This is a genomic window from Myxococcales bacterium (assembly GCA_016717005.1).
Classification (GTDB): Bacteria; Myxococcota_A; Polyangia; order Haliangiales; family Haliangiaceae; genus UBA2376.
In genome coordinates this window covers 1,133,688-1,157,736 of sequence record JADJUF010000037.1, presented here as the reverse complement: position 1 = coordinate 1,157,736, position 24,049 = coordinate 1,133,688, and the positions used below count along the sequence as shown (strand labels likewise).

The window sequence follows — 24,049 nt, the reverse complement described above, 5'->3', positions numbered from 1 at the left end:
ACCGCGACCCGGACCGAGGCGTCCTGGCTGTAGGTCTTGCCGCCGGCCGGGATCGTGAACGTCGCGGTCAGCGACGCCATGCCGGTCACCGTCGCCACCGACTGATCCGCGGTGGTCCGCGAGCCCTTGGCGATCTTGCCCTGGAGCGCGACCACGCCGCCGATCGGCGCCTTGATCGTGAGCCCGTCGAACTTGGCGCGGAGCGCGTCCCGCTCGAGGCTGCGCGCGTCGATCTTCTTCTGGATCTCGGCCATCTTGGCCTCGGCCGCCTTCTGCGCGTTGGCGTTGCCCGCCGCCTCGGCCTTGTCCCGCGCCGCGGTCGCGTCCTTGAGCTGCTTGGGGTAGCGGACGTCGAGATCGTTGTCGAACCCGCGCAGCTTGGACTCGTCGGGCGCCGCCGCCGCGAAGCGCAGCAGGGGCTCGCCGACCGCGACCTCGGCGCCATCGGCGATGATGAACGCGACCACGCCGGCCTGGCCCGCGACCACGTCGGACACGTCGCCCGGCTTCTCGGTCATCGTCGCGGTCGGCGCCGGGGGCGGCGGCGGCGGCGGCGGCGGCGCGGGCGGCGTGGGCTGGGGCGCGGGCTGGGCCGTCGCCGGGGCGTCGCTCGACTCCCACGGCAGCGGCTTCTTCAGGACCTTGGTCCAGACCACGAACGCGGCGGCGAGCAGCACGACCAGCACCAGCAGGAACACCAGCGCCTTGCTGGTGCCCGCCGCGGGCTGATCGACCGGGGTCGCCACCGGCGCCTGGTCGGCGTTCTTGGTCAGATCGGGCTTCTTCTTCGAGACCCCGACCGGGATCGCGGGCAGCTCGTCGACCGCGCGCCCGGCCTGTTCACGCGCGGCCTGCGCAGCCGCCTCGCGGGCAGCGGCCTCACGGGCGGCGACCTCACGGGCAGCGGCCTCACGGGCAGCGGCGTCGCGCGCGGCGGCCTCACGATCGGCGGCGTCGCGCGCGGCGGCCTCACGATCGGCGGCGTCGCGCGCGGCGACCGCGGCGGCCGCGTCCTCGCGGGCGCGGGCGTCGTTGGCCTCGAGCTCGGCGAGCACGTCCTTGGGCACGTCGACCGCGGCCATCACCTTGGAGGCGCGCACGGCCTCCTTGACGTCGGACGCGGACACCGCGAGGTGGTCGCTCAGATCGACCGAGACGTCGTCGTCCTCGTAGTCCATCGTCCGGGGCTTGGGCAGGTTGGTCGGCCCGTCCTCCTCGGCGTCGGGCCGCGACGACGGGCGCATCGACGCCGTCGGCATCTCGGCCGGCGGCGGGGTCGGCGCGTCGAACTCCATCACGCGGGCGCCACCCGACGGGCCCAGCTCGGGGCCATCGACCACCGCGATGCGGGCGTGCGTCGACGCCGCGACGCCGCCGGCGGTGCCGAGCTCGAGATCGGTCCCGGCCGGGAACTCGTCGTCGGGCTGCGCGGTCGCGGCGCCGGCGGTGCCGAGCTCGACATCGTCGAAGGACATCGGCGCGGGGACGTGGCGCGGCGCCACGACGCCGGCGACCAGCTCGGGCTCGTCCGCGGCCACGTGCGCGGCGGCGGTGCCCTCGAGGTAGCCGAGGTCACCCAGCGTCGAGATCACCGTGGCGACCTCGTTGGCGCTGGGCTCGACGCCCAGCTCCTCGCGCGCCCAGCGCTGGATGCTGGCGATGTCGCGCGCGCCGTCCATGGCGCACGCGAGCGAGTACTCGACCTCGAAGAACCGGAAGCCGTTGCCACTGTCGGGATCGACGACGTCGATGAAGCGCTTGCCGTCGTCCTCGATCGGCTCGGCCACGAGGTCGGTACGGAAACGCGGGTGCGCGATCGCGGTCATGGCTCCTCCGGAATCGAGTCCGGCCATCAGCCGGCCTTGCGCAGTTTCGGTCAGGACCAGCTTGGCGACGGCCTTGAGGGTATCGAACACGCCCACGCCCTTGGTCGCGACCGCCTCGTAGTGCGGCACGCCGGTCGGGTTGAGGACCTCGAGCAGCTCGTCCATCGGCGACGCGTTGGGCAGGTCGCGCTTGTTGAACTGCACGACGTACGGCAGCTTGTCGAGATCGTAGCCCTGCTCCTGCAAGTTCGTGCGCAGGTTGTCGAGGGACTCGATGTTGGCCTCCATGCGCTCGAGCTGCGAGTCGCCGACGAAGACCACGCCGTCGACGCCCTTCAAGATGAGCTTGCGGCTGGCGTCGTAGAACACCTGGCCCGGGACCGTGTAGAGGTGGAAGCGGGTCTTGAAGCCGCGGATCTCGCCGAGCGACAGGGGCAGGAAGTCGAAGAACAGCGTGCGATCGGTCTCCGTGGCGAGGGAGATCATCTTCCCTTTCGCCTCGGGGTTCGTCTTGTTGTAGATGTACTGCAGGTTCGTGGTCTTCCCGCACAGGCCGGGGCCGTAGTAGACGATCTTGCAGTTGATCTCGCGCGACGAGTAGTTGATGAAGCTCATACGTCCCCGCGCCTAGTCGTTGAAGAGGTTGTCGATGTCGTCGTCGGTGATCTCGGCGAACACCGATGGCTGGTTGCCGGACTCGCTCTTCTTGACCAGCACCTCGAGGACGTGCGTGAGCTCGACCGCGGCCTTGCGGACCCGCAGGCGGACCAAGCCCAGGGGAGCTGCGCTCGTCGAACAGGACCAGGAGGATGACCCGCGCGCCCACGATCGAGATGTGGACGTTGGTCTTCTCGCCCTCGTGGAACTGGCCGGCGAACTCCTTCTCGGCCAGCAGCGAGGCGATGCCGCCGGTCGCGGCGACGTTGCCCGCGGTCAGCGACGACAGCGACGTCACGTCGAGCTGCTCGACCTCCCCTGACTGCGCGATCGCCTGGCCGTTCTTGTCGATGACGAGGACCGCCCTCGCGTTCGAGTCGCGCTGGAGCACGTCGCAGACGTTGGTGATCTGCAGCAGCTCCTCTTCGTACATCACCAGTTGGTTAGACATCGCGCCTGGGCTCCTACCGGCCTGAGTCGAGTGCAAACGAACGGCCTTGCCCAGCGGTCGCCGAGCCTTAGCCTCCGGCCAACCTACCAGAGGGGTGGCGATTCTTTCCACAAATCCGGGCAAGTATCGCCCGTCCGGATCCCCCGCCCAGCCCCGGGGCTCAGGGCTTCCGAGCGCCCTCGCGCCGTCGACGCTGCCGTCGGAACCTCACCCGATCGGGGCGTCCGGCGGGCGGTTCATCCCACCTTGCTCACCCGAGCTCCCGCGGCGATCCGGGCGAGGCCGACCTCGGCGCGCCCCTGAGGCCTTGCGACCGGCGCCCCCGAGCCCCGCAGCGCCTCGGCCGCCCGGGACGCTCAGTTGAATCCGGCCAGGACCAGGACGAACGCGCCGTTGACGGTCACCGTGCAGGCGCCGGTGCCGCTGCAGGCGCCGGTCCAGCCGCGGAACGTGCTCGGCGGCGTCGGCAGGGCCGTCAGGGTCACCTGGGTCCCGCACGGCAGGGTCTCGCGGCAGTCGGGCGCGCAGTTGATGCCGGCCGGGTTCGACACCACGCGGCCGACGCCCGGCCCGACGATCTCGGCGCCGAGCACACAGTCGACGCCGATCGGACCGTCGAGCGGACCCGTGCCGTCCCGGGGCCCGCCGCCGTCCCGGCCCGCGTCGACGAGCACGATCGGACCGTCGATGTCCGCGGCGTCGGCCCCGGGCGCGTCGAGCCCGCCGGGCGCGTCGATCGGGAGCGGCGGGCTGTCGCCGCCACCGCTGCAGGCTGCGCTCAGCGCGAGGATGATCGAGACGGCCCGGGGACGCATCGCCCTAGCGTAACCGACCGCGACCGGCCGCGGTAGGGGAGCATCGGGCGGTGCGCGCGGTCACGGCCGCGGTCACCGCGCGGTCACGGCCGCGGTCACCGCGCGATCACGGCCGCGATCACCGCTCGGTCACAGCGCGGTGCGGCCCGCCAGCGCCCGGCCGATCGTGGCCTGGTCGCTGTACTCGAGATCGCCGCCGACCGGCAGGCCGGTGGCGATGCGGGTGACGCGCACGCCCAGCGGCTTGATCAGCCGGGCCAGGTACATCGCGGTCGCCTCGCCCTCGACCGTCGGCGCGGTCGCGACGATCAGCTCGGCGACCTGCGGGCCATCGCTCGGCGCCAGGCGCCGCACCAGCTCGGCGATGCGCAGGTCGTCGGGGCCGATGCCGTCGAGCGGCGCCAGCACGCCGTGCAGCACGTGGTAGCGGCCGCGGTAGTGGCCGCCGCGCTCGATCGCGATCACGTCCGACGGCTGCGCGACCACGCACAGGAGCTCGACGTCGCGCCGGGTGTCGGCGCACAGCCGGCACGGATCCTCGGCGGTCAGGGTCATGCAGATCGAGCACAGGCCGATCTGCTCGGTCGCGTCGATCAGCGCCTGCGCGAGATCGCGGACCTGCGGCTTGGGCGCGCGCACCAGGTGCATCGCCAGCCGCGACGCCGACTTCTCGCCGATGCCAGGCAGGCGCGCCAGCTCGCGCACGAGTCGCTGGATGGGATCGACGGCCATGGTTGGTCAGGGTGCGCGCCCGAGGACGACCGCGGGATCTTCGGTGGACGTGCGGCGGCGGTTCAGGACGGGCCGCGGCGACGGCGCGGCGACGAGCCGCGCGAGCGCGCCGCGCCCGGGGCTCAGAACATGCCCGGCATGCCGGGGATGTTCATGCCGCCCATGACCTTGCTCATGTGGGCCTTGGTGACCTCGCGCATGCGCGCGTTGGCGGCGTTGATCGCCGACATGACCAGGTCCTCGAGCATGCCGATGTCGGTCGGATCGACGACGTCCTTCTCGATCTTGATGCGGGTGACGTCGAAGGCCCCGTTGACGGTGACCGTGACCATGCCACCGCCGGCGGCGCCGTCGGCGGTCATCGTCAGGACCTCCTCCTGGGCCTTGGCCACCTTGGCCTGCATCTGCTGAGCCTGGCGCATCAGCGCGTTCATGTCGGGCATCTTGTTAGACATCGGTCTTGATCTCCTTGATCTGGGCCCCGAAGGTCTCGAGCACCAGTCGCGTCATCGGGTGTTCGCGCGCCTCGCGCTCGCGGCGCTGGCGCTCGGCGTGGGCCTTGGCCTTGGCGTCCTCGACGGTCGAGCGCGCCTCGGTGGTCGCGCTCTCGGCCGACGACAAGAGCCGCACCGCCACCGCGACCGCGCGGCCCGCGACCTCGGCCAGGGTCTGGCGCACGATCTCGATCTGCTCGGCCCCGCGCGCCATCTCGCCCATCTCGTAGTCGGTCGAGAACCCGAGCTCGATCGCGTCGTCGCGCCACGCCAGCACGCGCGCGTGCTGGTAGTGACCGAGCGTGGCGAACCGACGCTTGGCCTCGAGCGCGTCGAGCACGGCGTTCCAGCGGGCCGCGGGATCGGCGCCGACCGGCGCGGCGCGCTTGGGCTCGGTGACGACGATCCCGGACGTCCGCGCGGGCGGCGCGGGCGGCGCGGGCGGCGTGGGCGGCGGCGCGATCCGCTCGGGCACGCGCTCGGTGGTGCGATCGGCGATGTCGGGCGGCGGCGGCGGCGGCGCGATCCGCTCGGGCACGCGCTCGGTCGTCGACGGCGGCGGTCGCTCGGGGTGATCGGGGCTCGCGGCCCGGACGCCGCGGGCGGGCGCGGCCGGAGCCGGGGCGGAGCGCGGCGCGGCCACGCGACCACCACCACCGCCACCGCCGCCGCCGCCGCCGCTGGCGAGCCGGCGCTCGAGGTCGCCGAGCCGATCGATCAGATCACCGAGCGGCAGGAGCGGCTCGGTCGTGGCGACGTCGATCAGCGCGAGGTCGAGCACCAGCCGCGGCTGCATGGTCTTGCCGAGGTCGTCGCAGGCCCGCAGCATCCGCTCGAACATCTGGGTGACCCGGCCGCGCGCGAGCTGCCCCGCCTCCTCGGCCAGGCCGGCGCGCTCGTCGTCGGAGGCGTCGACCAGCGCGGTCGCGCCCGGCGCCGCCTGCAAGACGGCGAGGTCGCGCAGGTAGCGCACGATCGCGCGCGCCAGCTGGACCTCGTCGACGCCGCGCTCGACCGCGCGCTCGACCGCGGTCAGGGCCGCGGCCGCGTCGCCGCCGGCCAGGGCGCTGACGATCGAGCGGGTCAGCGCGCGGTCGGCGACGCCGAGCACGTCGGCCACGTCGGCCTCGCGGATCGCCTTGGCGCCGACGAACGAGATCACCTGATCCGACAGCGACAGCGCGTCGCGGGCCGAGCCGCCCGACTCGCGCACGATCAACGACAGCGCCGCCGGCTCGGCGTCGAGGCCCTCGGCCTTGAACACCCGGACCAGGTGCGCGAGCAGGCGCGCGCTCGGCACCAGCTTGAAGTCGTAGCGCTGGCACCGCGACAGGATCGTCACCGGCACCTTGTGCGGCTCGGTCGTCGCCAGCACGAACGTGACGTGCGGCGGCGGCTCCTCGAGCGTCTTGAGCAAGGCGTTGAACGCCTCGGTGGTGAGCATGTGGACTTCGTCGATGACGTAGACCTTCTTGCGCAGCACCGCCGGCTGGTAGCGCACCGCCTCGGTCAGCTCGCGGATCGAGTCGATGCCGCGGTTCGAGGCGCCGTCCATCTCGTAGTAGTCGACCGAGCTGCCGTTGGCGATGCTCGTGCACGCGCTGCACTGGCCGCACGGCTCGGCCGAGACGCCCTGCTCGCAGTTGAGGGCCTTGCCCAGGATGCGCGCCAGCGTGGTCTTGCCGACCCCGCGCGGCCCGCAGAACAGGAACGCGTGGTGGACGCGGTCGGTCGCGAACGCGTTGGCCAGCGTGCGCGTGACGTGCTCCTGGCCGACGACCTCCGAGAAGGTCGCCGGTCGGTACTTGCGCGCGAGGACGAGGTAGGCCATGGCAGCCGCCGGACCATACCCCAGGCCCCCCACAGACGGGCGCGTTGTGCGCAGGGGGATCCGGACCGCGGCCGAACCGGCGGGGCCCCAGGCTTGACCCTCACGCGCCGGCCGCGAATGATCCTCCGATGCGTTCGTTGGTCACCGGCGGCGCCGGCTTCGTGGGGTCGCACCTGTGCGAGGCGCTGGTCGCGCGCGGCGACGACGTCGTGTGCGTCGACAACTTCTACACGGGACGACGCGCGAACGTCGCCGCTGTGGCCGACGCCCCGAACTTCGAGCTGATCGAGCACGACGTGAACACGCCCCTCGCGCTCGAGGTCGACCGCGTCTTTCACCTCGCGTGCCCGGCGTCGCCGGTGCACTACCAGCGCGATCGGATCTGGACGCTCCGGACCGCGGTGCTCGGGACGATGAACGTCCTCGAGCTGGCGCGGACGGCCAAGGCCCGCGTGCTCATCGCCTCGACCAGCGAGGTCTACGGCGACCCGCTGGTCCACCCGCAGGTCGAGACCTACTGGGGCAACGTCAACCCGATCGGGCCGCGCGCCTGCTACGACGAGGGCAAGCGCTGCGCCGAGACGTTGACCGTCGGGTACGCCGATCAGCACCAGGTCCAGACCAGGATCGCAAGGATCTTCAACACCTACGGTCCACGGATGGACCTCGACGACGGTCGGGTCGTGTCCAACTTCATCGTCCAGGCGCTCCGCGGCGAGGCGCTGACGCTCTACGGCGACGGGCGCCAGACTCGCTCGTTCTGCTTCGTCACCGACCTCGTGGCCGCGCTGATCGCGCTGATCGAGACCCCGTCGGATCCCGGGCCCGTGAACCTCGGCAACCCCGCCGAGATCACGATGGTCGAGCTCGCCGCCGCGGTCCTGGCGCTGACCGGCGCGACCTCGGGGACGCGCCACCAGGCCGCCCCGATCGACGATCCCGCGCGCCGCCGGCCCGACATCACCAAGGCCCAGCGGATCCTCGGGTGGACGCCGCAGGTCGAGCTCGCCGACGGGCTCCGCGCGACGATCGCCGACCTCGGCGCCCGGCTGGACCCCACGTCGAGCGCGTGACCCTGGCCCATCGTGGTGAGCCGCGCGCGGTCCGGCGGCGCCAGCCAGTCCGTCAGTGCTTGTGCGACGGATCGGTGCAGTGCCCCGTCCCGCCGCCCTGGCACATCTTGGCGGCGACCGAGTCGGCGTGTTGCTCGAGGCTCTCGCGCTGGCCGGCGTCGCCGCCGAGGCCCGTCAGGCCTGCCGACAGGCCCTGCTTCTGCTGCGCGACGTGCGTCAGCTCGTGCATCAACGTGAACTGTCCGTCGGGCGTCTCGAGGTTGACGTCGCTGCCCAGGACGACCTTGGGCCGCCCGGCGTCCTCGGTCGTGAACGCGAGCGCGTTGATCGGCCGGGTCGCCGCGTCGCCGTTGGTGATGACCTGCACGTCCCCCATCGGCACACCGAGGTGCGACTCCGCGTGCCGCTGGAGCGGCGCGGGCAGGGGGTCGCCCCCGCTCGGCACGGTGATCGCCTCGCCCTCTTGCTCGAGGGAGCGCGCGTCGTACTTGCCCGCCGCGGCCTTGGCCTCGAGATCCTTCTGGATGAACTCCATCGGGTTCACGGCCTGACCGGACTCGCGCCGCTGCAGCGCGCGGAGCTGCAAGAGGCGGGCGTTGCCCATCGAGCGCTGGAGCTGCATGACCGCGCTCGGCGCCGGCCGGCGCGCCGGCGCGGGGGCCTCGAGCGCCTCGTGCTCTTGCTCGAGATCGCGACGACTCATGGCGCTTTCTCCGACCCGGCCGCGAACGCTTGGGCCTTTGCGAGCGCCTGTCCGAGCGTCCGATGATCGACGAACTGCCGCATCAGCGTGGCGAGCACCGGCTCGAACGTCGCCGGCGCGCCCGGCGCCCAGAGGTGCATGTAGAGGTTCAAGGCCTCGAGGAACTGGACGTGCGTGGTGGTCGCGACGCCGGTGTCGCGCCGCGCCAGGGCGGCCTTGGTGATGACCTCGGTGTTGTCCCGGATCTCATCCTTGCTGGCGCCCCCGACCAGGTAGATGCTGAGGGTCGACGGCGTCCCCTCGACGTCGAGCTGGAAGTGTACGACCGGCCAGTCGGCCAGCGCGTCGGCCGTGCCCACGACGACCGGGTAGCCCAGCGTGATCAGCCGCTGGGTGAACAAGGGCATGAGGAAGCCCAGATCGATCACGTCGTGGGCTCGTCGACTTCGAAGGTCGCGGTGCCGCAGTTGGCCGAGCCCGCGCGCTCAACGCCCGCGCCGGACATCGCCGCGCCCATCGCCCCGCCCCACGAGACCGGGTTCCACCAGCTCGTGTCGACCTCGTACGACATCGAGAAGTTGCAGACGATGTCGGCCATGTACTGCTCGCGCATGACGTTGCCCGAGTGACCGCCAGCCGCCGAGCCTGAGGTCGCCGAGGTGCTCGACACCGAGGTCGTCGTCGACGAGCTGTACCCGGCGCCGACGCTCGCGCCCATCGTCGTGCTCTGCCCGGCACCGACGCCGACGCCCGAGGCGCTCGCCCCCACCGACGCGCCCGCGCTCGAGGTGACGCCGGCGCCGCCGTTGACGCCCCAGCCGCTGGTGTTGGCTGAACCCGAGCCGCCGGTCGTGCCGGTCCCACCGCCGTAGCCGTGGCCGCCGGCGCCTGCCCCGGAGGAGCGGGCCTGCATGTTGTGCACCTCGAGCGTGCCCGCGATGGTCCACGTGCAGTTGATCCCGCGCGTCGACTGGGCGGTGAAGCTGAAGCCCGCGGAGCCATTCTGGCCGAGCGCCTGGACCTGCGTCATGATGTTGCTCGAGACGAGTGACATCATGTTGTCGGGGGCGCCATTGCCCGCTCGGAGCATCCCGTTGGCGTGGCCGGTCATCGCCGACGCGAGCGCGCCGGCCTGGACCGAGATGTTCTTGTTGAGCGCGTTGGTCGGGATCGTGCCGCTACGCCCGTTCCAGATCCCCTTCCGCTGCAGCGCCGCCATGCGCGCCTGGATGATCTTGCGATCATCGTTCTCGAGCTTGCTGCCGCGCTCGATCTTGCGCTGGACGGTCTTCTCATCGGGAGACATCTTGTCGCGAAAAAACATGGTCGTTCCCCCCCCGGGATGGGTGTAGCGGTGCGTGACTCTGGCCGCATCATACTACGTACTGACGCCCGATCAGCTTCCCTCCGCCGCGATCGGAATCGCGCGGCGGATCAGCGATTGGTCCGAGTATTGCCGCGCCGCCGCGCGACGATCTCCATGCACGCGACGTAGCGCTGGCTGATCGCGTAGTGGATCGCCTCGAAGCCGTGCGTGGCGAGCAGATCACAGAGTCGCTGTCGCCCAAACGCATGAAAATGCTCGATCTCACCCCAGTACGGGTGCGCGTCGTTCGCCAGCATCCGGAAGGCGAATGCGTCGACGTTGGGGGTCGACACGAACAGCAGCCCGCCTGGCGTCACCACGCGCGCCGCCTCGGCGAGCAGCGCCCCCGGCCGCGGCACGTGCTCGATCACATCGGCGAGCACGACCACGTCGAACGGCTCCGCGAAGGTCGCGGCCTCGAGCGCCGCGCACCGCGCGTCGTAACCCCAGGCGCGCATGCGCTCGACGACATCGGCGCGCAGGTCGAGGCCGACGACCTCGTTGCCGAACTCATCGGCGGTCGTCATTAGCGCACCATTGCCAAATCCGACGTCTAGCCAGCGCCCGGGGCGCGGCGCGCCGAGATCGTGGAGCCGCTCGACGACGGGCGCCCACACCTGGCGATCGTGCTCGACGTCGCCGTCCCCAGGCATCTGGCCGGGATGGGGACCGGCGAAGATGCGCGCGAGCGCCGTCTCCGGCCAGTGCCCCTCGGTGTAGATGTGCCCACACGCGACGCAGCGCCGCCAGCGCTGCGTCGGCTCCATCCCGGGCAAGAACAGCGGGTGGGTCGTGACCTCCCAGGTCAGCGCCAGGTCGGCGCTGGCCGTGTCGCACAGCGGACACCCGTCAAACGGAATGCGATCGATGCGCGGGACGGCGGGAGTTTCGGGCATGGCAGCGCTCACGCCTGAAACAGCGACACCCACTTCTCGGCGACGACGCTCCAGTCGAGCGGCCGCGGCACCTGCCGCCGCCGCGCCGCCGCCGCCCGGAGCTCGTAGACGGCCTGGCGCGCGAGCCGCTGGGTCGGCGGCCACCGCTCCGGCAAGGCCCCGATCGGTGGGATCACAGGGACGCACCCGTGGGCCATGGCCTCGTCCATCGCCATGCAGTACGTCTCCTGGTAGGTGCACGGATAGAAGAACACGCTGGCGGTGGCGAGCTCGCGCCACAGCTCGGGCTGCGCCAGCCCGCCGCGCATCTGGACCCCGTCGGTGGCCCGCAGCCGCCCGAACAGCTCGGCGAAGTGCGCGTCCTCGGCGGGCGTGCCCCAGGTGGCCATCGAGCTGCACACCGTCAGCGTCGCCGTCGGCTCCTCGCGCCGGATCTGCGCGAACAGGTCCGGGACGAGCTCGAGGCCGCGGTGCGGGACGCTGCAGTAGATCAGCCGCGTCGGATCCTTGTCGGCCGCGACGATCTCGTCGTGCCAGAGCCCGTACCCGATCACGACCGACTCCATGCCCAGGTTGCGCTGGAAGTCGCGCTGGTGGAACAGCGACAGCACCACGACGTCGTCGGCGTGGCGCCGGGCGTGCTTCGCCTGCTCGATGATGAACGGCCGATCGGTGAACTGGTGGCACCACCAGATGCGGCGCGCGCGGGCGTTGAACCGCGCGAACACCTCGGCGTGCTGCGTCAGGACCACGTCGGCCCAGTCGCCGTCGACCTCGGCCAGCTCGGCCCACGTGGTCGCCCAGCGCACCTCGTGACCGAGGCGCGCGAGGGCCTCGCCGAGGAAGATCGTCGACCGCTCCGTGCCGCCGGTGGGGCGGTTCCGCACCGTCTGGGCGTCGTACGGGGCGGCGTGCGGGATGAAGAACTGGACCTTCATGGCGCCTGCTCCTCCTCGGGCACCTCGCCGCCGGGCTCGACGTAGCCGTCGGGGTGGGGCGACACCGCGAGCGTCACGTCGAAGCGCTCGAAGCGCTGCCGGTCGCCGCAGCCGTCCTCCCACGAGTACGCGTACCGACCGACGTGCCAGAGGCGCAGGGTGGTGTCGAGCATCATCTTGTAGCCGCACTCCTTGGCGCGGTGGCAGAACGAGTAGTCCTCGGCGAGGTACCAGTGGCCGTCGCCGTACGGCACGACCTGCGGCAGGAAGTAGGGCGTGAACGCCATCCCGAACGCGGCGTTGCAGACCGGCAGCGCCTCACGCTCGCGCACGGCGTCGTAGACCTCGCGCCGCGTGTACAGGAACCCGGTCGCGGCGTAGTAGACCTCGATCAGGCCGCCGCCGTCGCCGAACCGGATCTTGGGTCGATAGCTGTGGAACGAGTAGGCCGCGGTCGCCTTCTTGGGATAGCCGCCACAGACGATCGGCAGATCGTGATCCCGGAGCCGATCGAGCGCGTCGCCGTCGAACGACACGTCCGAGTCGATCCACATCAGCTCGTCGTAGCCGTCGGCGAGCGCCTGCGTGGCCATGACCGAGCGACCGAGATCGATCGCCGCGCCGGCCTGGACCCGCCGGACGCGGTAGCCGCGGTCCTCGAGCTTGGTCAGCGCGCTCTCGCACTCTGGCTCGACGCGATCATAGATAGGGACCAGGACGATGCAGCGCGAACGGTCAAGCATGGGGTCGGCTCCGGGTCGTGAACAGCTCGAGCCCGCAGCGCCGGTACCGACTGGCGCGCAGGGCATGCACGCGCCAGCCCTGGTCGAGCAGCAGGCCCTCCAGCGCGGCGCGGGTGAACAGGTGCAGGTACTCGAGTTCGGCCCAGTGGCCGTTGACGCCGCGGGCGTCGGCGACGCGCCACGCGAACGACGCGCGGACCACCGCCGTCACCACCAGGACGCCGGCGGCGGCGACCAGCGGCGTGAGGTCGGCGATGACCAGCCGGGGCCACGGCGCGCGCGCCAGCACGTCATCGAGGATCACCACCTCCCAGCGGCCCAGGCTCGCCGGGTCGACGTCGTCCGCGGCGAGCGCCGTGAAGCCGTGGTCCCGCAGCTCGGCGACGACCGCCGGCCGGTCGTCGATCGCCAGGACCTCGTGGCCGTGCTCGGCCGCGACCGCGACCAGGCCGCCGGCGCGCGCGGAGGCGCCGACCACGAGCACCCGCTGTGGCCCCGGGCGGAGCGCGGCCAGCGTCGCGAGCGTCGGCGCCGCCCACGCCCGGGCGTCGGGCCAGCACTCGACCAGCGACGCCCCGGTCCGGGGCAGCGCCCGGAGCGCCTGACGGCCCGCCGCGGTCCACCAGCCGTCGGCGAAGACGTGCGCGCAGCGGTCGCAGGCCAGCCAGGTGCGCGTCTCCGGCTGCCCCGGCCGCCACTGCTCGTGGATCCGGAGATCGGCCTCGCCCAGGTCGGCCGCGCTGGTGCCGTCGCACAACGGGCAGGTGGCGTACGGCATCACCACGGCGACCACGTTCTTGTTGTCGAGTGATCCTCAGGTCCGCGTCAAGGCGTGGCGACCACATGATAGCGTTCGGTGATGCGCGACCAGGCGGACGAAGCCGCGTTCGTGACCGAGCCGCTGCCGACGAACCAGCGCGCCGCCGACCCGCTGTTCGGACGGCTGTTCGGCTTGATGCGCCAGGGCCTCGTCGCGGGCGGCTCCGAGATGGGGCTCGGGCTCACGCTGTTCTCGCTCTGCACGAGCATCCGCGCGGTGACCGTGGTCGAGGTCGGCCGCTTCAAGGGCTTCTCGACGCTCTGCCTCGCGGCCGGCCTCCGCTTCCTCGACGACGGCTGGGACGAGCCGGCGCAGCACAAGCAGCGGCCGGACCTCGACTACGCGACGATCGAGCGCCCGACGCCGCGGACGCTCTTGTCGATCGATCCGTTCCCGACGCCCGAGGCCCGGGCGCTGATCGAGGAGGCCGGCCTCAGCGCCTACGTGGAGTTCCTGGACGCGCGGTCCGACGAGGTCGAGCTCACCGGCCAGGCCGACCTGCTCTTCATCGATGGCGATCACTCGTACGCGGGCTGTCGCGCGGACGTCGAGCGCTTCGTGCCCCGCCACGTCCGCCCCGGCGGCTACTTCGTGCTGCACGACTACTTCGGCTGGTTCGACGCCGCCGGCCGCAACGGCTCGCCGATCAAGCAGGTCGCCGACGAGCTGGTCGCGCAGGCGCGCTACCAGCACCTGCTGATCGACACCTGCTACCAGTCGTTCGTCGTCTTCCGGGTGCCCGACGACGGCGAGTGACCCGCGCGGGCCCCGGCTTGTCACTCGCGTGGCGCGCGTGCGAGAGTCGGGACGGTGAGCACGACACCGTCCGCGATGCCCAGCGTGCTGGTGTCTCCAGACGGGCGCTACATGGTCGTGCGGATCCCCACCGGGGTCGCCATCTCGAGCTTGCCTCCGGCCCACACGGTGACGATCGAGGCGCCCGGGGCCGGCGCGTTCGCGATCGTCCACGACGAGCTGTGGCTCGACGCCGCGGGCACGCTCCGCCGCTACGGGCTGCGCGGGCGCGCGCTGGTCGGCGCCGAGCTGCCGGCGCGGGACGGGCGGCTGATCGTCCCCGAGGGCGGATCGCGGACGGCGCTGTGGCGCGACGACGCGCGGGCGGTCCTGTTGACCGCGCCCGGCGACGTCGTGGTCGCCGAGCCGTTCGAGGTCCGCCTGACGACCGAGGACGTGCTGATCGCGCTCGGCGGCCGCCAGCTCGCGGTCTGCCGCGCCGACGCGATCCGGATCGTCGACGTCCGCCGCGGTGAGATCGGCCAGTTCCGGTTGCGCGGCGACGGGCGACTCCTGTCGGGGCACACCGCGTTCGGCGGGCGCTGGCTCGTGCTCCACCTCCGGAACGAGGCCGGCACCGACCGGCTCGCCGTGGTCAACCGCGGCGCGGTGGTCCACGAGATCGACATCCCGCCGACCCACCACGTCGCGGTGGCCGGCACGCGCGGCCTCGCCCTGACGGTCGGCGAAGGCGGCGAGATCGCCGCCTACGACCTGCGGACCCGGGCGCGGATCGGGACGCGCCAGACGCCGTTCGCGGTCCGCGACATCGCGATCACGCCGTCCGGCACCGACTTCATCGTCGTCGACGAGGACGCCGCCGATCACCCGGCCGTCTGGGTGTCGTTCGTGGACGCGTTCGGCGTCACGCTGGCGGAGGCCGCGACCGCCGCCCGCCTCAGCACCGACGCGGACGAGGACGCGCGCGCGGACGACGAGGTGGTCCCCGCGGACCTGGGCGCCGTCGAGGCCGCCCCGCGCCCGCCACCAGCCGCGCCGCCGCCGGACGCCGTCGAGGCCGCGCCCCCGCGCCCGCGCCCCGCGCCCCGCGCCCCGCGCCCGCGCCCGGATCAGGCGGCGGAGCACGTGGCGGCCCAGCGCGTCCTCGAGATCGCGATGTGCCACGCGGCGCTGCTGTTCGAGCGCCTGTTCTTCCTGTGTCGCAACGTGGGCCTGTTGCCGCGCACCACGTCGGCCGACGATCCGCTCGCGCCGATCGTGATCAGCGACGCGGACGTCAACACGATCTTGTCCGGGCTCGAGCGGATCAAGCAGGCGCCGTCGGGCCAGCGCCAGGCGCCGCCGGATCCGTTCGCCCCGCGGATCGAGGCCTCGCGCGCGGTCCTGGCGGCGGCGTTCGCCGACCCGTCCGTCGAGCGATGCGGGCTGGTCCGGCTGATCCGCGCGTTCGAGCTCGACGACGTGTTGACCGATCTGTTCCTGCTGGCGCTCGCCTCGGACTGGGACCTGCGCCTCACGCGGCTGAGCGGCTTCCTCAACAACGACGCCTCGGCGCTGCGGGTCAAGATGGGCCACCTGGCGATGGCCGCCCAGGTCGGGCCACCGTCGATCGGGACCGACGTGCTCGACCGGATCGAGCGCGGCCTGTTCGCGCCGGGCCTGCTGGTGCGCGAGGCCACGGCCGACGCGCCGCTCGTCGGCCAGGTCGTGCGGTGCCCGGACTTCATCGTCGAGCTCAGCACCTCGCTGCTCGACGAGGATCACGCCGTCGACGCGGTGCCGTGGGCGCAGCTGCGCTGGGCGGCGGACGAGAAGAACCACCTCCGCGGCATCCTCCGGCGCGAGCTGACCCGGACCGGCGCGGGCCGCCTGGTGGTGATCGAAGGCCCGCCCGGCTCGGGACGTCAGGCGAGCGCCCTGGCCGCGGGGCTCGAGGATGGGCGGGAGGTCGAGGTCTGCGACCTGGCCCAGCGCTCCAAGCAAGAGACGCCGCGGATCGAACAGGCGCTGTCGCGCTGCGTCTACCGCGCCCACGCGCGGCGCGGCATCCTGGTGGTGCGCTCCGACGGCATCCTGCGGGCCCACGCCCGCCTGTGGGACCACCTGTGGTCCCTGGTCAGCCGCTTCGGCGTGCGGTGCCTGGTGCTGGTGCGCACCGGCGAGCTCGAGAGCATCCCGACGTCGGTGCGGTTCGTCCGGCACGGCACGCCCCACCTGCGCCCCGAGGATCGGCGAGAGCTGTGGGACCTGGCCCTGGCCGAGCGCGGCATCCCCATCGCCCCGGCGGTCCTGGACGACGTCGCCGCGCGCTACGCGGTCACGCCCGGCCGCCTCCTCGAGGTCGCCGATGAGCTCAACGTCGGGCGCGCCGAGCGCGGCGACGCCCCGCTCGAGGTCAACGACATCCGCGAGACGCTGCGCGCGATCACGGTCCAGCGCCTGAGCAACCTCGCGACCCGCTACGACTCGTCGATCACGCTCGACGATCTGATCTACCCCGAGTCGGTGGTGCAGCGGCTCCAGGAGCTGGTCCACCGCGTGAAGTACCGCCACCGCGTGCTCTCGGGCTGGCAGTTCGCCGACAAGGCCCACGAGAGCTACGGCGTCTCGGCGCTGTTCCTGGGCCCGCCCGGCACCGGCAAGACCGCGGGCGCGGCCGCGCTGGCGAACGCGCTCGAGATCGACCTGTACATCGTGGATTTCTCGTCGGTGATGAGCAAGTGGGTGGGCGAGACCGAGCAGAACCTCGCCAAGGTCTTCGACGAGTCCGAGGCCTCGAGCGTCGGGCTGCTGTTCGACGAGGCCGACGCCTTGTTCGGCAAGCGCAGCTCGAACCAGGACAGCTCGTCCGACCGCTACGCCAACTTGACCGTGAACTACCTCATCCAGCGGATGGAGTCGTTCAGCGGGCTCGCGATCCTCACGACCAACCTCGAGACCGCGATGGACGACGCGTTCCAGCGCCGCATCACGGCGCGGATCCGCTTCCCGCCCTCCGAGGAGCGGCAGCGGCAGAGCCTGTGGAAGCACCTGCTGCCCGGGGGCGTGCGCTACGCGCCCGACGTCGATCTAGGCGCCCTGGCGTCGATGTACAAGATGGAGGGGGCGTACATCAGGCGCGCGCTCACGCGCGCGGCGTTTCGCGCGGCCAGCAGCGGACGCGCCGAGCCGATCCTGACGCAGCGCGACCTCCTGTGGGCGGCGCTCGCCGAGTACGAAGACATGGGCCGCGTGGCCCACCTCAACAGCGGGGCCGAGCGCACCGACGGTGGCCCGGCGTGAGCCGCGGCTAGCTCGACGCCCCGGCCGCGCGCCCCGGCCGCGCGGCCTAGCTCGGCCCGCCGGCCGCGCGGCGCCCGAGCCCGTAGTAGTCGAAGCCCGCCGCGCGCATCGCCGCCGGACTCCAGGCGTTGCGCCCATCGAACACGAGCGGGGTCCGCATGATCGCCCGCAGGCGCTCGAGATCCGGCGCCAGGAACTCGCGCCACTCGGTCACGAGCGCGAGCGCGTCGGCCCCCGTCGCCGCCAGGTAGGGATCCGTGACGAGCTCGAGCGGCGGCGCCAGCTCGGCGCACGGCCGCGCGGACACGACCGGATCGTAGGCGACGACGACCGCCCCGGCCGCCTGGAGCTGCGCGATCGTCGCCAGCGCCGGCGCTTCGCGGATGTCGTCGGTCTCGGGCTTGAACGCGAGCCCCCAGAGCGCGACGCGCGCGCCCGCGACGCGCGGCCCGAGCCGAGCGAGGATCTGGTCGCCCAACCAGCGCTGCTGGCGCTGGTTCGCCCGCTCGGCGGCATCGACGACCCGCAGCTCGACGTCGACCTGCGTCGCCAGGTGGCGCAGCGCGCGCAGATCCTTGGGCAGGCAGCTGCCGCCGAACCCGACGCCGGCCGCGAGGAACGACGCGCCGATGCGCGGATCGGCGCCGACCACGGCGCGCACGTGATCGATGTCAGCGTCGATCGCCTCGCACAACCGCGCCAGCTCGTTCATGAACGACACGCGCGTCGCGAGCATGCTGTTGGCGGCGTACTTGGCGAGCTCGGCCGACCGGAGGTCCATCACCTGGATGCGGTCGGCGGTCCCGAGCACCCCGCGGTACAGCTCGACCAACGTGTCGACGGCGCGCCGATCGTCCGCGCCGATGACGACGCGGGCTGGGCGCAGGAAGTCCTCGATGGCGTCACCCTCGCGCAGGAACTCGGGGTTGGCGGCGATCACGAACGGGTGCGCCGTGGCGTTCGCCACCAGCGCGCGGACGGCTTCGGCCGTGCCCGGCGGCACGGTGCTCTTGGTGACGATCACCGCGAAGCCGGTCAGCGCGGCGCCGATCTGCGTCGCGGCCGCGTGGACGAACTGCAGCTCGGGCCCGCCGTCGCCGGTCGACGGCGTCCCGACGGCGATGAACACGACCTCCGCCCCCGCGACCGCCGTGGCGATCTCGGTCGTGAAGCGCAGGCGCCCGCGCGCGACGTTGCGGCGGATCATGTCCTGGAGGCCGGGCTCGTAGAACGGTGCGTCGCCGCGCTCCAGCGTCGCCACCAGCGCGTGGTCCACGTCGACGCAGGTCACGTCGTGGCCGAACTCGGCGAAGCCGGTCCCGGTGACCAGCCCGACGTAGCGGGCGCCGATGACCGCGATCTGCATCGGTAGATCTAACCTCCTCTGCGCCGCTGGGTGGGTCGATCTCGACCTCGTTCTCCGGCCGGCGCCGAAAAAAGCACGAGGGCGACTCGATGAGAGTCGCCCTCGTAAAAAAGTGGCCCCAGGCACCCACTAGTTCCGCTACCGTTGCTTCCTTCCGGACCTGGCGGGGTTCACAGACGTCGCGTCACCCGGGACCATAAAACGTCAGCTCGATCGTCGTCGTATCGGTGTCGTGGCGGAGAGGGAGGGATTCGAACCCTCGGTACCTTGCGATACACACGATTTCCAATCGTGCACCTTCGGCCGCTCGGTCACCTCTCCAGACAAGATTCGCCCGGCGAAATGCGAGGGCCACCGGACCCGAGCACCAAGCACGGCCTCCAGGGAACGAACTCCGGGCGGCGCGGTTCACGTCACGGGGTCGGTACCCGGGTAGGAACGTCCCGGGCTCGCGCAGCACGCACCGGGTGCAGGGAAAGAAACCGCTCACGTCCCGGGGTCTCGGTACCCCGTCCGGTAGGAACGTCCCGGGCTCGCGCAGCACGCACCGGGTGCAGGGAAAGAAGTCGCTCACGTCCCGGGGTCACGGCACCCCGTCCGGTAGGAACGTCCCGGGCTCGCGCAGCACGTACCGGGTGCAGGGAAACAACACGCGGAGGGGGGGAGATTCGAACTCCCGAGGCTTTCGCCTACCTGATTTCGAATCAGGCACCTTCGACCACTCGGACACCCCTCCAAGAAACTCAAGCGGGCCAAGAAACTCAAGCGGCTCAGCGCTGACCCTGGGCCCGGAGCGCCTCGAAGAAGCGCCGCAGCTCGGCGGCACACTCGGCGGCGCGGACCCCGGCGGTGACCTCGAGCCGATGGTTCAGCCGGGGGTCGCTGCAGATCTGATAGAGGCTCGCGACCGCCCCCGCCTTGGGGTTGTCGCAGCCGTAGACGAGGCGCTTGACGCGGGCGTTGACCAGGGCACCGGCGCACATGGGGCACGGCTCCTGGGTCACCACCAAGGTCGCCTCGACCCGCCAGTGACCGAGGCGAGTCGCGGCGTCGCGCAGCGCCTCGACCTCGGCGTGGGCCGTGGGATCGCCACGGACCTCGCGTCGGTTGCGGCCCTTGCCGATGACGGCGTAGACGCCGTCGCGCAGCGCCGCGATGATCGCGCCGACCGGGACATCACCATCACGACCTGCTGCGCGCGCCTCTTCGAGGGCGAGCAGCATCAGGTCGTCATCGGTGACGGGGTCGATGCTCATCAGCGGATCCGAGAGGGGTCGAACCTCTAACCCCCGGTTCCGTAGACCGGTGCTCTATCCATTGAGCTACGGATCCAGACTACAAAGCTAGTCCTAGATATACGAACAGCGAGTGGGGTACGGAGCCCACCCGGTGGCCAAGTTAGCGGAGAGAGAGGGATTCGAACCCTCGGTACAGGGAATCCCCCATACGTCGGTTTAGCAAACCGGTGCCTTCAGCCACTCGGCCATCTCTCCATCGACCCTCCAGCGTGAGCCGTCGGGTCGAACGAGAAAGAACGACGATCGAGCTATTCGGTTGTCAGCCTGGCGGAGGAGGAGGGATTCGAACCCCCGGAGCTTTCGCTCTGCGGTTTTCAAGACCGCTGCCTTCGACCGCTCGGCCACTCCTCCAGAGAACCCAGAGGCGACGCGCAGTATATGGAGGGACCTTCGCTTGTAAAGGATCTAGTGACGCGATTTTGGGGGGCTGCCGGGCCCCGCTGGACGGGCGCCAGGGACGATCGTGTGGCCCCGACCGACTGGGCAGCGAGCCCGCGCCTACGCCGCCGTGATGCGCTCGACGCCGCCGACGTAGGGCCGCAGCGCCGGCGGGACGATCACCGAGCCGTCGGCCTGCTGGTACTGCTCGAGGATCGCCACCAGCGTGCGGCCGATCGCGACGCCCGAGCCGTTGATCGTGTGGCACGGCCGGGCCTTGTCACCGACGGCGGGCCGGTACCGGATCTTGGCGCGGCGGGCCTGGAACGCCTCGAAGTTCGAGCACGACGAGATCTCGCGGTACGCGCCCTGGCCGGGCAGCCACACCTCGAGGTCGTAGGTCTTGGCGGCGCCGAAGCCGAGGTCGCCGGTGCACAGCGTGACGATCCGGTAGTGCAGGCCGAGGCCCTGGAGCACCGCCTCGGCCTGGGCGCGCAGGCTGTCGAGCTCGGCGTAGCTGTCCTCGGGCGAGGTGAACTTGACCAGCTCGACCTTGTCGAACTGGTGCTGCCGGATGAGGCCCCGGGTGTCCTTGCCGTAGGCGCCGGCCTCGGCCCGGAAGCACGGCGCGTACGCGCAGAAGCGCTTGGGCAGCTCGCCGGCCTCGAAGATGTGGTCGGCGTAGAGGTTGGTGACCTGGACCTCGGCGGTCGGCGACAGGAACAGATCGTGGTCGCGATCGCTGGCGGCGTCGTCCTCGACCAGCGCGCCCTTGATCGCGAACAGGTCGGCCTCGAACTTGGGCAGCTGGCCGGTGCCGCGCAGCGCCGAACGCCGCACCATCGCCGGCGGCCACACCTCGGCGTAGCCGGCCGCGGTGTGCAGGTCGATCATGTAGTTCATCAGCGCGCGGGTCAGGCGCGCGCCCCAGCCGCGCAGCACGGTGAAGCGCGCGCCGCTGATCTTGCCGCCGGCCTCGAAGTCGAAGATGCCGAGCCCGAGGCCGAGGTCGTGGTGCTCCTTGGGGGCGAAGTCGAGCACGGGCTGCTCGCCCCAGGTGCCGTCGACGCGGTTGTCGTGCTCGCCCGCGCCGTCGGGCACCGACGCGTGCGGCGCGTTGGGGATGCCGAGCAGCAGGTCCTCGCACCGGGCCTCGAGCTCGCCGAAGCGGCCCTCGCGGCCCTTGATGTCCTGCGACAGCGCCTTGAGGCGGTCCCGGGCCTCGGTGAACTCGACCGATTTCTTGTCGAGCTTGGCCATGCGATCATTCGCGGCATTCCGCTCGGCCCGCAGCCCATCGAGCTCGGCCTGCACCGCGCGCCGCTCGCGATCGACCTCGCTCCACGAGGCGACCAGGGCGGCGCCGTTCGGGCGGCGGCGGACGTCTTCGATGCGGGCGACTTCGATCATGGCGCGGGCCTTTCTGCTGCCAACTCCCGGACCGCCGGCGAAACGCGAGCGATCGAGGGCACTTGGCGGCCTACCCTACTGCCGCTTAACGTGTGGCGCAAGCCGTGGGTCCAACCCTCATGGAGCTGTCGCTGTCCCTCGCCTGGCCCCACCCCGAGGCGAGCGTGACCGACGCGCCGATCGACCTGGACGCCGCGCTGGTCGCGCGGGCCCAGCGCGGCGACGGCGCCGCGTTCGAGCAGCTGGTGCGCCGGCACCAGCGCGGGCTGTGGCGCCTGGCCCGACGCTACGTCCGGTCCGACGCCGACGCCGCCGACGTGACCCAGCAGGCGTTCGTGCGCGCGTACCAGGCGCTCGGCAACTTCCGCGGCGACGCCAGCGTGCGCAGCTGGCTGTACCGGATCGCGATCAACCTGGCGCTCAACACCGTGCGCGACCGCGGGCGCGAGCAGCCGAGCGAGATCGCCGACGACGCGCTGACCGTGGCCGCGACCGGCGCCGACCGCCTCGAGCGCGGGCAGCGGGCCGCGGCCCTGCGCGCCGCGATCGCGCAGCTCCCGCCCAAGCAGAAGCTGGTGCTCGAGCTGCGCGTGTTCGACGAGCTGGCGTTCCGCGAGGTGGCGGCCTTGGCCGACTGCACCGAGAACGCCGCCAAGGTAAGCTTCCACTTCGCGGTCAAGCGCCTGCGCGCGCTGCTCGGCGACGAGGTCCTGCCATGACGCCCGACGCGCCCGACGCGATCGCCACCGAGCAGCTGCTCGCGGCCTACGCCGACGACCCTCGGGCGCTGTCGCTCGACGAGCGCGCGGCGGTCGAGGCGTGGCTGGCGGCGAGCGGCGACGACGCGCTGGTCGAGCTGCGCGCGACCGTGGCCGAGGTCCGCGGCCTGCCCGAGCCCGGCGCGGCGCCCGACTGGCCGACGCTCGAGCGCCGCATCCTCGCCGCGACCACCCGGGCGCCGCGGGCGCGCTGGCCGTGGTTCGCCGGCGGCGCGGCGCTCGCCCTGGCGGCGGCCGCGGCGCTGTGGCTGCGGCCCGGCGCCCAGGCCCACGCCCCGCTGCCGTTCGTGACGCTGGCGCCGCCGGCGCCCGTCGAGGTCGCGCCGGCGCCGACCCCGGACGACGAGCTGGCGCCGCCCGCCGTCGACGAGCTCCTCGACGGCGATGACCTCCTCGCCGCCGACGACGACGCCAGCGACCTCGACGGCCTCGGCCCGGTCGACGACGCGCTGCTCGACGAGGTGATCGCGCTCGAGGATGACGACGATCGCGGCGACGACGACCTGCCCGCGCTCGGCGCCACCTGGACCGGCTGGATCGGTGAGTTCTCGGAGGCCGAGCTCGATCGAGCGCTGGCCTGGCTCGACGCGCAGGAGGCTGGCTGATGTCCCGCACGCTGACCGACACGCTGTCCCACACGCCGGATCACACGCCGGATCACACGCCGGCTTGCACACAGGCTGCACGATGAACCGCACCCCGCCCCACCCGCTGGCCCGCACGCCGGCGCGCCCGCTGGCGCGCACGCTGGCCCACCCGCTGGCCCGCACGCTGGCCCACCCGCTGGCCCGCACGCTGGCCCACCCGCTGGCCCGCACGCTGGCCCGCCTCGTCGTGGTCGTCGTCGCGCTCGCGCTCGGCACCGGCGTCGCCCAGGCCCGGCCGGATCGACCCCGCCGCGGCCCGATGGTGGCTGACAAGACCGCCGACCGCGCCGCCAAGCGCGAGCGGGTCAAGCAGCGCATCCGGATGATGCGGGCGCTGGTGCTGACCGAGCAGCTCGGGCTCGACGAGGCCACCGCCGGCAAGATGATCCCGGTGCTCGGCAAGTACGACGACGAGCTGGCGCGCCTGCTCGGCGAGCGGGCGACGTTGCGCGCCAAGCTCGACGGCGCGCGCACCAGCGGCAAGGCCGCCGACATCTCGACGTTGCTCGATGGGCTCGTCGCCAACCAGCGCGCGCGCTGGACCGCCGAGGAGCGGCGCTTCGCCGAGCTGCGCGCGCTGCTCACCCCCGCGCAGGCCGCGACGTTGCTCGACCTGTTGCCCGAGGTCGATCGCAAGATCCTGCGGGCGCTGCGCGGCGCGGTCGCGCCCGACCCCGAAGGCGACGGCCGGCGGCGGCCGCGGCGCCGCCAGGGGGACACCCTCGAAAACCCCTTCGATACCCGCAAGTAGGCGCGAGATCGCGCGCGGGCGGCGCGGCCGGAGTACA

General features: G+C 72.3%; 20 protein-coding genes, 5 tRNA genes, 1 other RNA gene and 2 pseudogenes. 6 read left to right on the top strand and 22 right to left on the bottom strand.

Annotation, left to right across the window (positions count from 1 at the left end):
- Positions 1–1,859: 1,859 nt before the first annotated feature.
- The 6 genes and pseudogenes from IPL61_28670 to dnaX all read right to left on the bottom strand — a co-directional run bounded on the left by IPL61_28670 (position 1,860) and on the right by dnaX (position 6,806).
- A pseudogene (locus IPL61_28670) lies at positions 1,860–2,441 on the bottom strand (GTPase domain-containing protein).
- Between the two features lie 12 nt (positions 2,442–2,453).
- Positions 2,454–2,934: pseudogene (locus IPL61_28665) on the bottom strand (roadblock/LC7 domain-containing protein).
- Between the two features lie 356 nt (positions 2,935–3,290).
- The gene (locus tag IPL61_28660; protein ID MBK9035186.1) at positions 3,291–3,749 is read right to left on the bottom strand and encodes a hypothetical protein; all 459 of its coding nucleotides are present in this window, start codon (positions 3,747–3,749) and stop codon (positions 3,291–3,293) included.
- Positions 3,750–3,878: 129 nt separating this feature from the next.
- Positions 3,879–4,481 carry a recombination protein RecR gene (gene recR, locus IPL61_28655; GenBank protein ID MBK9035185.1) on the bottom strand — a complete coding sequence of 201 codons (603 nt, stop codon included), beginning with the start codon at positions 4,479–4,481 and terminating at the stop codon, positions 3,879–3,881.
- Positions 4,482–4,603: 122 nt separating this feature from the next.
- Positions 4,604–4,936, bottom strand: coding sequence for a YbaB/EbfC family nucleoid-associated protein (locus IPL61_28650; protein MBK9035184.1), 333 nt, complete (start codon positions 4,934–4,936; stop codon positions 4,604–4,606).
- On the bottom strand, positions 4,929–6,806 hold the full coding sequence (gene dnaX, locus IPL61_28645) for a DNA polymerase III subunit gamma/tau (protein MBK9035183.1): 1,878 nt from the start codon (positions 6,804–6,806) through the stop codon (positions 4,929–4,931). Before dnaX ends, IPL61_28650 begins: the two co-directional genes overlap by 8 nt.
- A 128-nt stretch (positions 6,807–6,934) precedes the next feature.
- Between dnaX and IPL61_28640 the strand changes: the two genes are divergently transcribed.
- Positions 6,935–7,879, top strand: a complete 945-nt coding sequence (locus IPL61_28640; GenBank protein ID MBK9035182.1) for an SDR family oxidoreductase — start codon at positions 6,935–6,937, stop codon at positions 7,877–7,879.
- A gap of 52 nt (positions 7,880–7,931) precedes the next feature.
- On the opposite strand, the gene IPL61_28635 is transcribed toward IPL61_28640, so the two are convergent.
- The 7 genes from IPL61_28635 to IPL61_28605 form a co-directional block, all read right to left on the bottom strand.
- Complete coding sequence (locus IPL61_28635) at positions 7,932–8,582, bottom strand: DUF4157 domain-containing protein (protein MBK9035181.1); 651 nt, start codon at positions 8,580–8,582, stop codon at positions 7,932–7,934.
- Positions 8,579–9,010 (bottom strand): hypothetical protein, encoded by a 432-nt coding sequence (locus IPL61_28630; protein ID MBK9035180.1) that lies wholly within the window; start codon positions 9,008–9,010, stop codon positions 8,579–8,581. Before IPL61_28630 ends, IPL61_28635 begins: the two co-directional genes overlap by 4 nt.
- The gene (locus IPL61_28625) at positions 9,007–9,888 is read right to left on the bottom strand and encodes a hypothetical protein (GenBank protein ID MBK9035179.1); all 882 of its coding nucleotides are present in this window, start codon (positions 9,886–9,888) and stop codon (positions 9,007–9,009) included. Before IPL61_28625 ends, IPL61_28630 begins: the two co-directional genes overlap by 4 nt.
- Positions 9,889–10,016: 128 nt before the next feature.
- Positions 10,017–10,856, bottom strand: coding sequence for a class I SAM-dependent methyltransferase (locus IPL61_28620; GenBank protein MBK9035178.1), 840 nt, complete (start codon positions 10,854–10,856; stop codon positions 10,017–10,019).
- A complete protein-coding gene (locus IPL61_28615; protein MBK9035177.1) occupies positions 10,853–11,782 on the bottom strand; it encodes a glycosyltransferase family 4 protein in 930 nt (309 codons plus the stop codon). Before IPL61_28615 ends, IPL61_28620 begins: the two co-directional genes overlap by 4 nt.
- Positions 11,779–12,525 (bottom strand): hypothetical protein, encoded by a 747-nt coding sequence (locus IPL61_28610; protein ID MBK9035176.1) that lies wholly within the window; start codon positions 12,523–12,525, stop codon positions 11,779–11,781. Before IPL61_28610 ends, IPL61_28615 begins: the two co-directional genes overlap by 4 nt.
- A complete protein-coding gene (locus tag IPL61_28605) occupies positions 12,518–13,318 on the bottom strand; it encodes a hypothetical protein (protein MBK9035175.1) in 801 nt (266 codons plus the stop codon). Before IPL61_28605 ends, IPL61_28610 begins: the two co-directional genes overlap by 8 nt.
- A gap of 66 nt (positions 13,319–13,384) precedes the next feature.
- On the opposite strand from IPL61_28605, the gene IPL61_28600 reads away from it, so the two are divergent.
- On the top strand, positions 13,385–14,101 hold the full coding sequence (locus IPL61_28600) for a class I SAM-dependent methyltransferase (GenBank protein ID MBK9035174.1): 717 nt from the start codon (positions 13,385–13,387) through the stop codon (positions 14,099–14,101).
- Positions 14,102–14,155: 54 nt separating this feature from the next.
- Positions 14,156–17,383, top strand: coding sequence for an ATP-binding protein (locus IPL61_28595; protein ID MBK9035173.1), 3,228 nt, complete (start codon positions 14,156–14,158; stop codon positions 17,381–17,383).
- Between the two features lie 46 nt (positions 17,384–17,429).
- Here IPL61_28595 and IPL61_28590 read toward each other — a convergent pair whose 3' ends face one another.
- The 9 genes from IPL61_28590 to serS all read right to left on the bottom strand — a co-directional run bounded on the left by IPL61_28590 (position 17,430) and on the right by serS (position 21,835).
- Positions 17,430–18,749 (bottom strand): UDP-glucose/GDP-mannose dehydrogenase family protein, encoded by a 1,320-nt coding sequence (locus IPL61_28590; protein MBK9035172.1) that lies wholly within the window; start codon positions 18,747–18,749, stop codon positions 17,430–17,432.
- A 106-nt stretch (positions 18,750–18,855) separates the two neighbouring features.
- An RNA gene (ffs, locus tag IPL61_28585) (signal recognition particle sRNA small type) lies at positions 18,856–18,950 on the bottom strand.
- A 32-nt stretch (positions 18,951–18,982) separates the two neighbouring features.
- Positions 18,983–19,070, bottom strand: a tRNA-Ser gene (locus IPL61_28580).
- A 332-nt stretch (positions 19,071–19,402) separates the two neighbouring features.
- A tRNA-Ser gene (locus tag IPL61_28575) sits at positions 19,403–19,485 on the bottom strand.
- Between the two features lie 34 nt (positions 19,486–19,519).
- Positions 19,520–19,972, bottom strand: a complete 453-nt coding sequence (locus tag IPL61_28570) for a nucleoside deaminase (protein MBK9035171.1) — start codon at positions 19,970–19,972, stop codon at positions 19,520–19,522.
- Between the two features lie 36 nt (positions 19,973–20,008).
- Positions 20,009–20,081, bottom strand: a tRNA-Arg gene (locus IPL61_28565).
- Between the two features lie 70 nt (positions 20,082–20,151).
- Positions 20,152–20,242, bottom strand: a tRNA-Ser gene (locus IPL61_28560).
- Between the two features lie 70 nt (positions 20,243–20,312).
- Positions 20,313–20,398: transfer RNA gene (locus IPL61_28555), tRNA-Ser, on the bottom strand.
- A 147-nt stretch (positions 20,399–20,545) separates the two neighbouring features.
- Positions 20,546–21,835: a serine--tRNA ligase gene (gene serS, locus IPL61_28550; protein MBK9035170.1), complete on the bottom strand. Its 1,290-nt coding sequence runs from the start codon at positions 21,833–21,835 to the stop codon at positions 20,546–20,548.
- Positions 21,836–21,939: 104 nt separating this feature from the next.
- Here serS and IPL61_28545 point away from each other — a divergent pair, with 104 nt between their 5' ends.
- The 3 genes from IPL61_28545 to IPL61_28535 all read left to right on the top strand — a co-directional run bounded on the left by IPL61_28545 (position 21,940) and on the right by IPL61_28535 (position 24,012).
- Positions 21,940–22,554 carry a sigma-70 family RNA polymerase sigma factor gene (locus IPL61_28545; GenBank protein ID MBK9035169.1) on the top strand — a complete coding sequence of 205 codons (615 nt, stop codon included), beginning with the start codon at positions 21,940–21,942 and terminating at the stop codon, positions 22,552–22,554.
- The gene (locus IPL61_28540; protein ID MBK9035168.1) at positions 22,551–23,219 is read left to right on the top strand and encodes a hypothetical protein; all 669 of its coding nucleotides are present in this window, start codon (positions 22,551–22,553) and stop codon (positions 23,217–23,219) included. The genes IPL61_28545 and IPL61_28540 overlap by 4 nt, the downstream gene beginning before the upstream one ends.
- Positions 23,220–23,301: 82 nt before the next feature.
- Entirely contained in the window at positions 23,302–24,012 is a 711-nt protein-coding gene (locus tag IPL61_28535; protein MBK9035167.1) for a hypothetical protein, read from the top strand.
- The last annotated feature ends 37 nt before the right edge of the window (positions 24,013–24,049 follow it).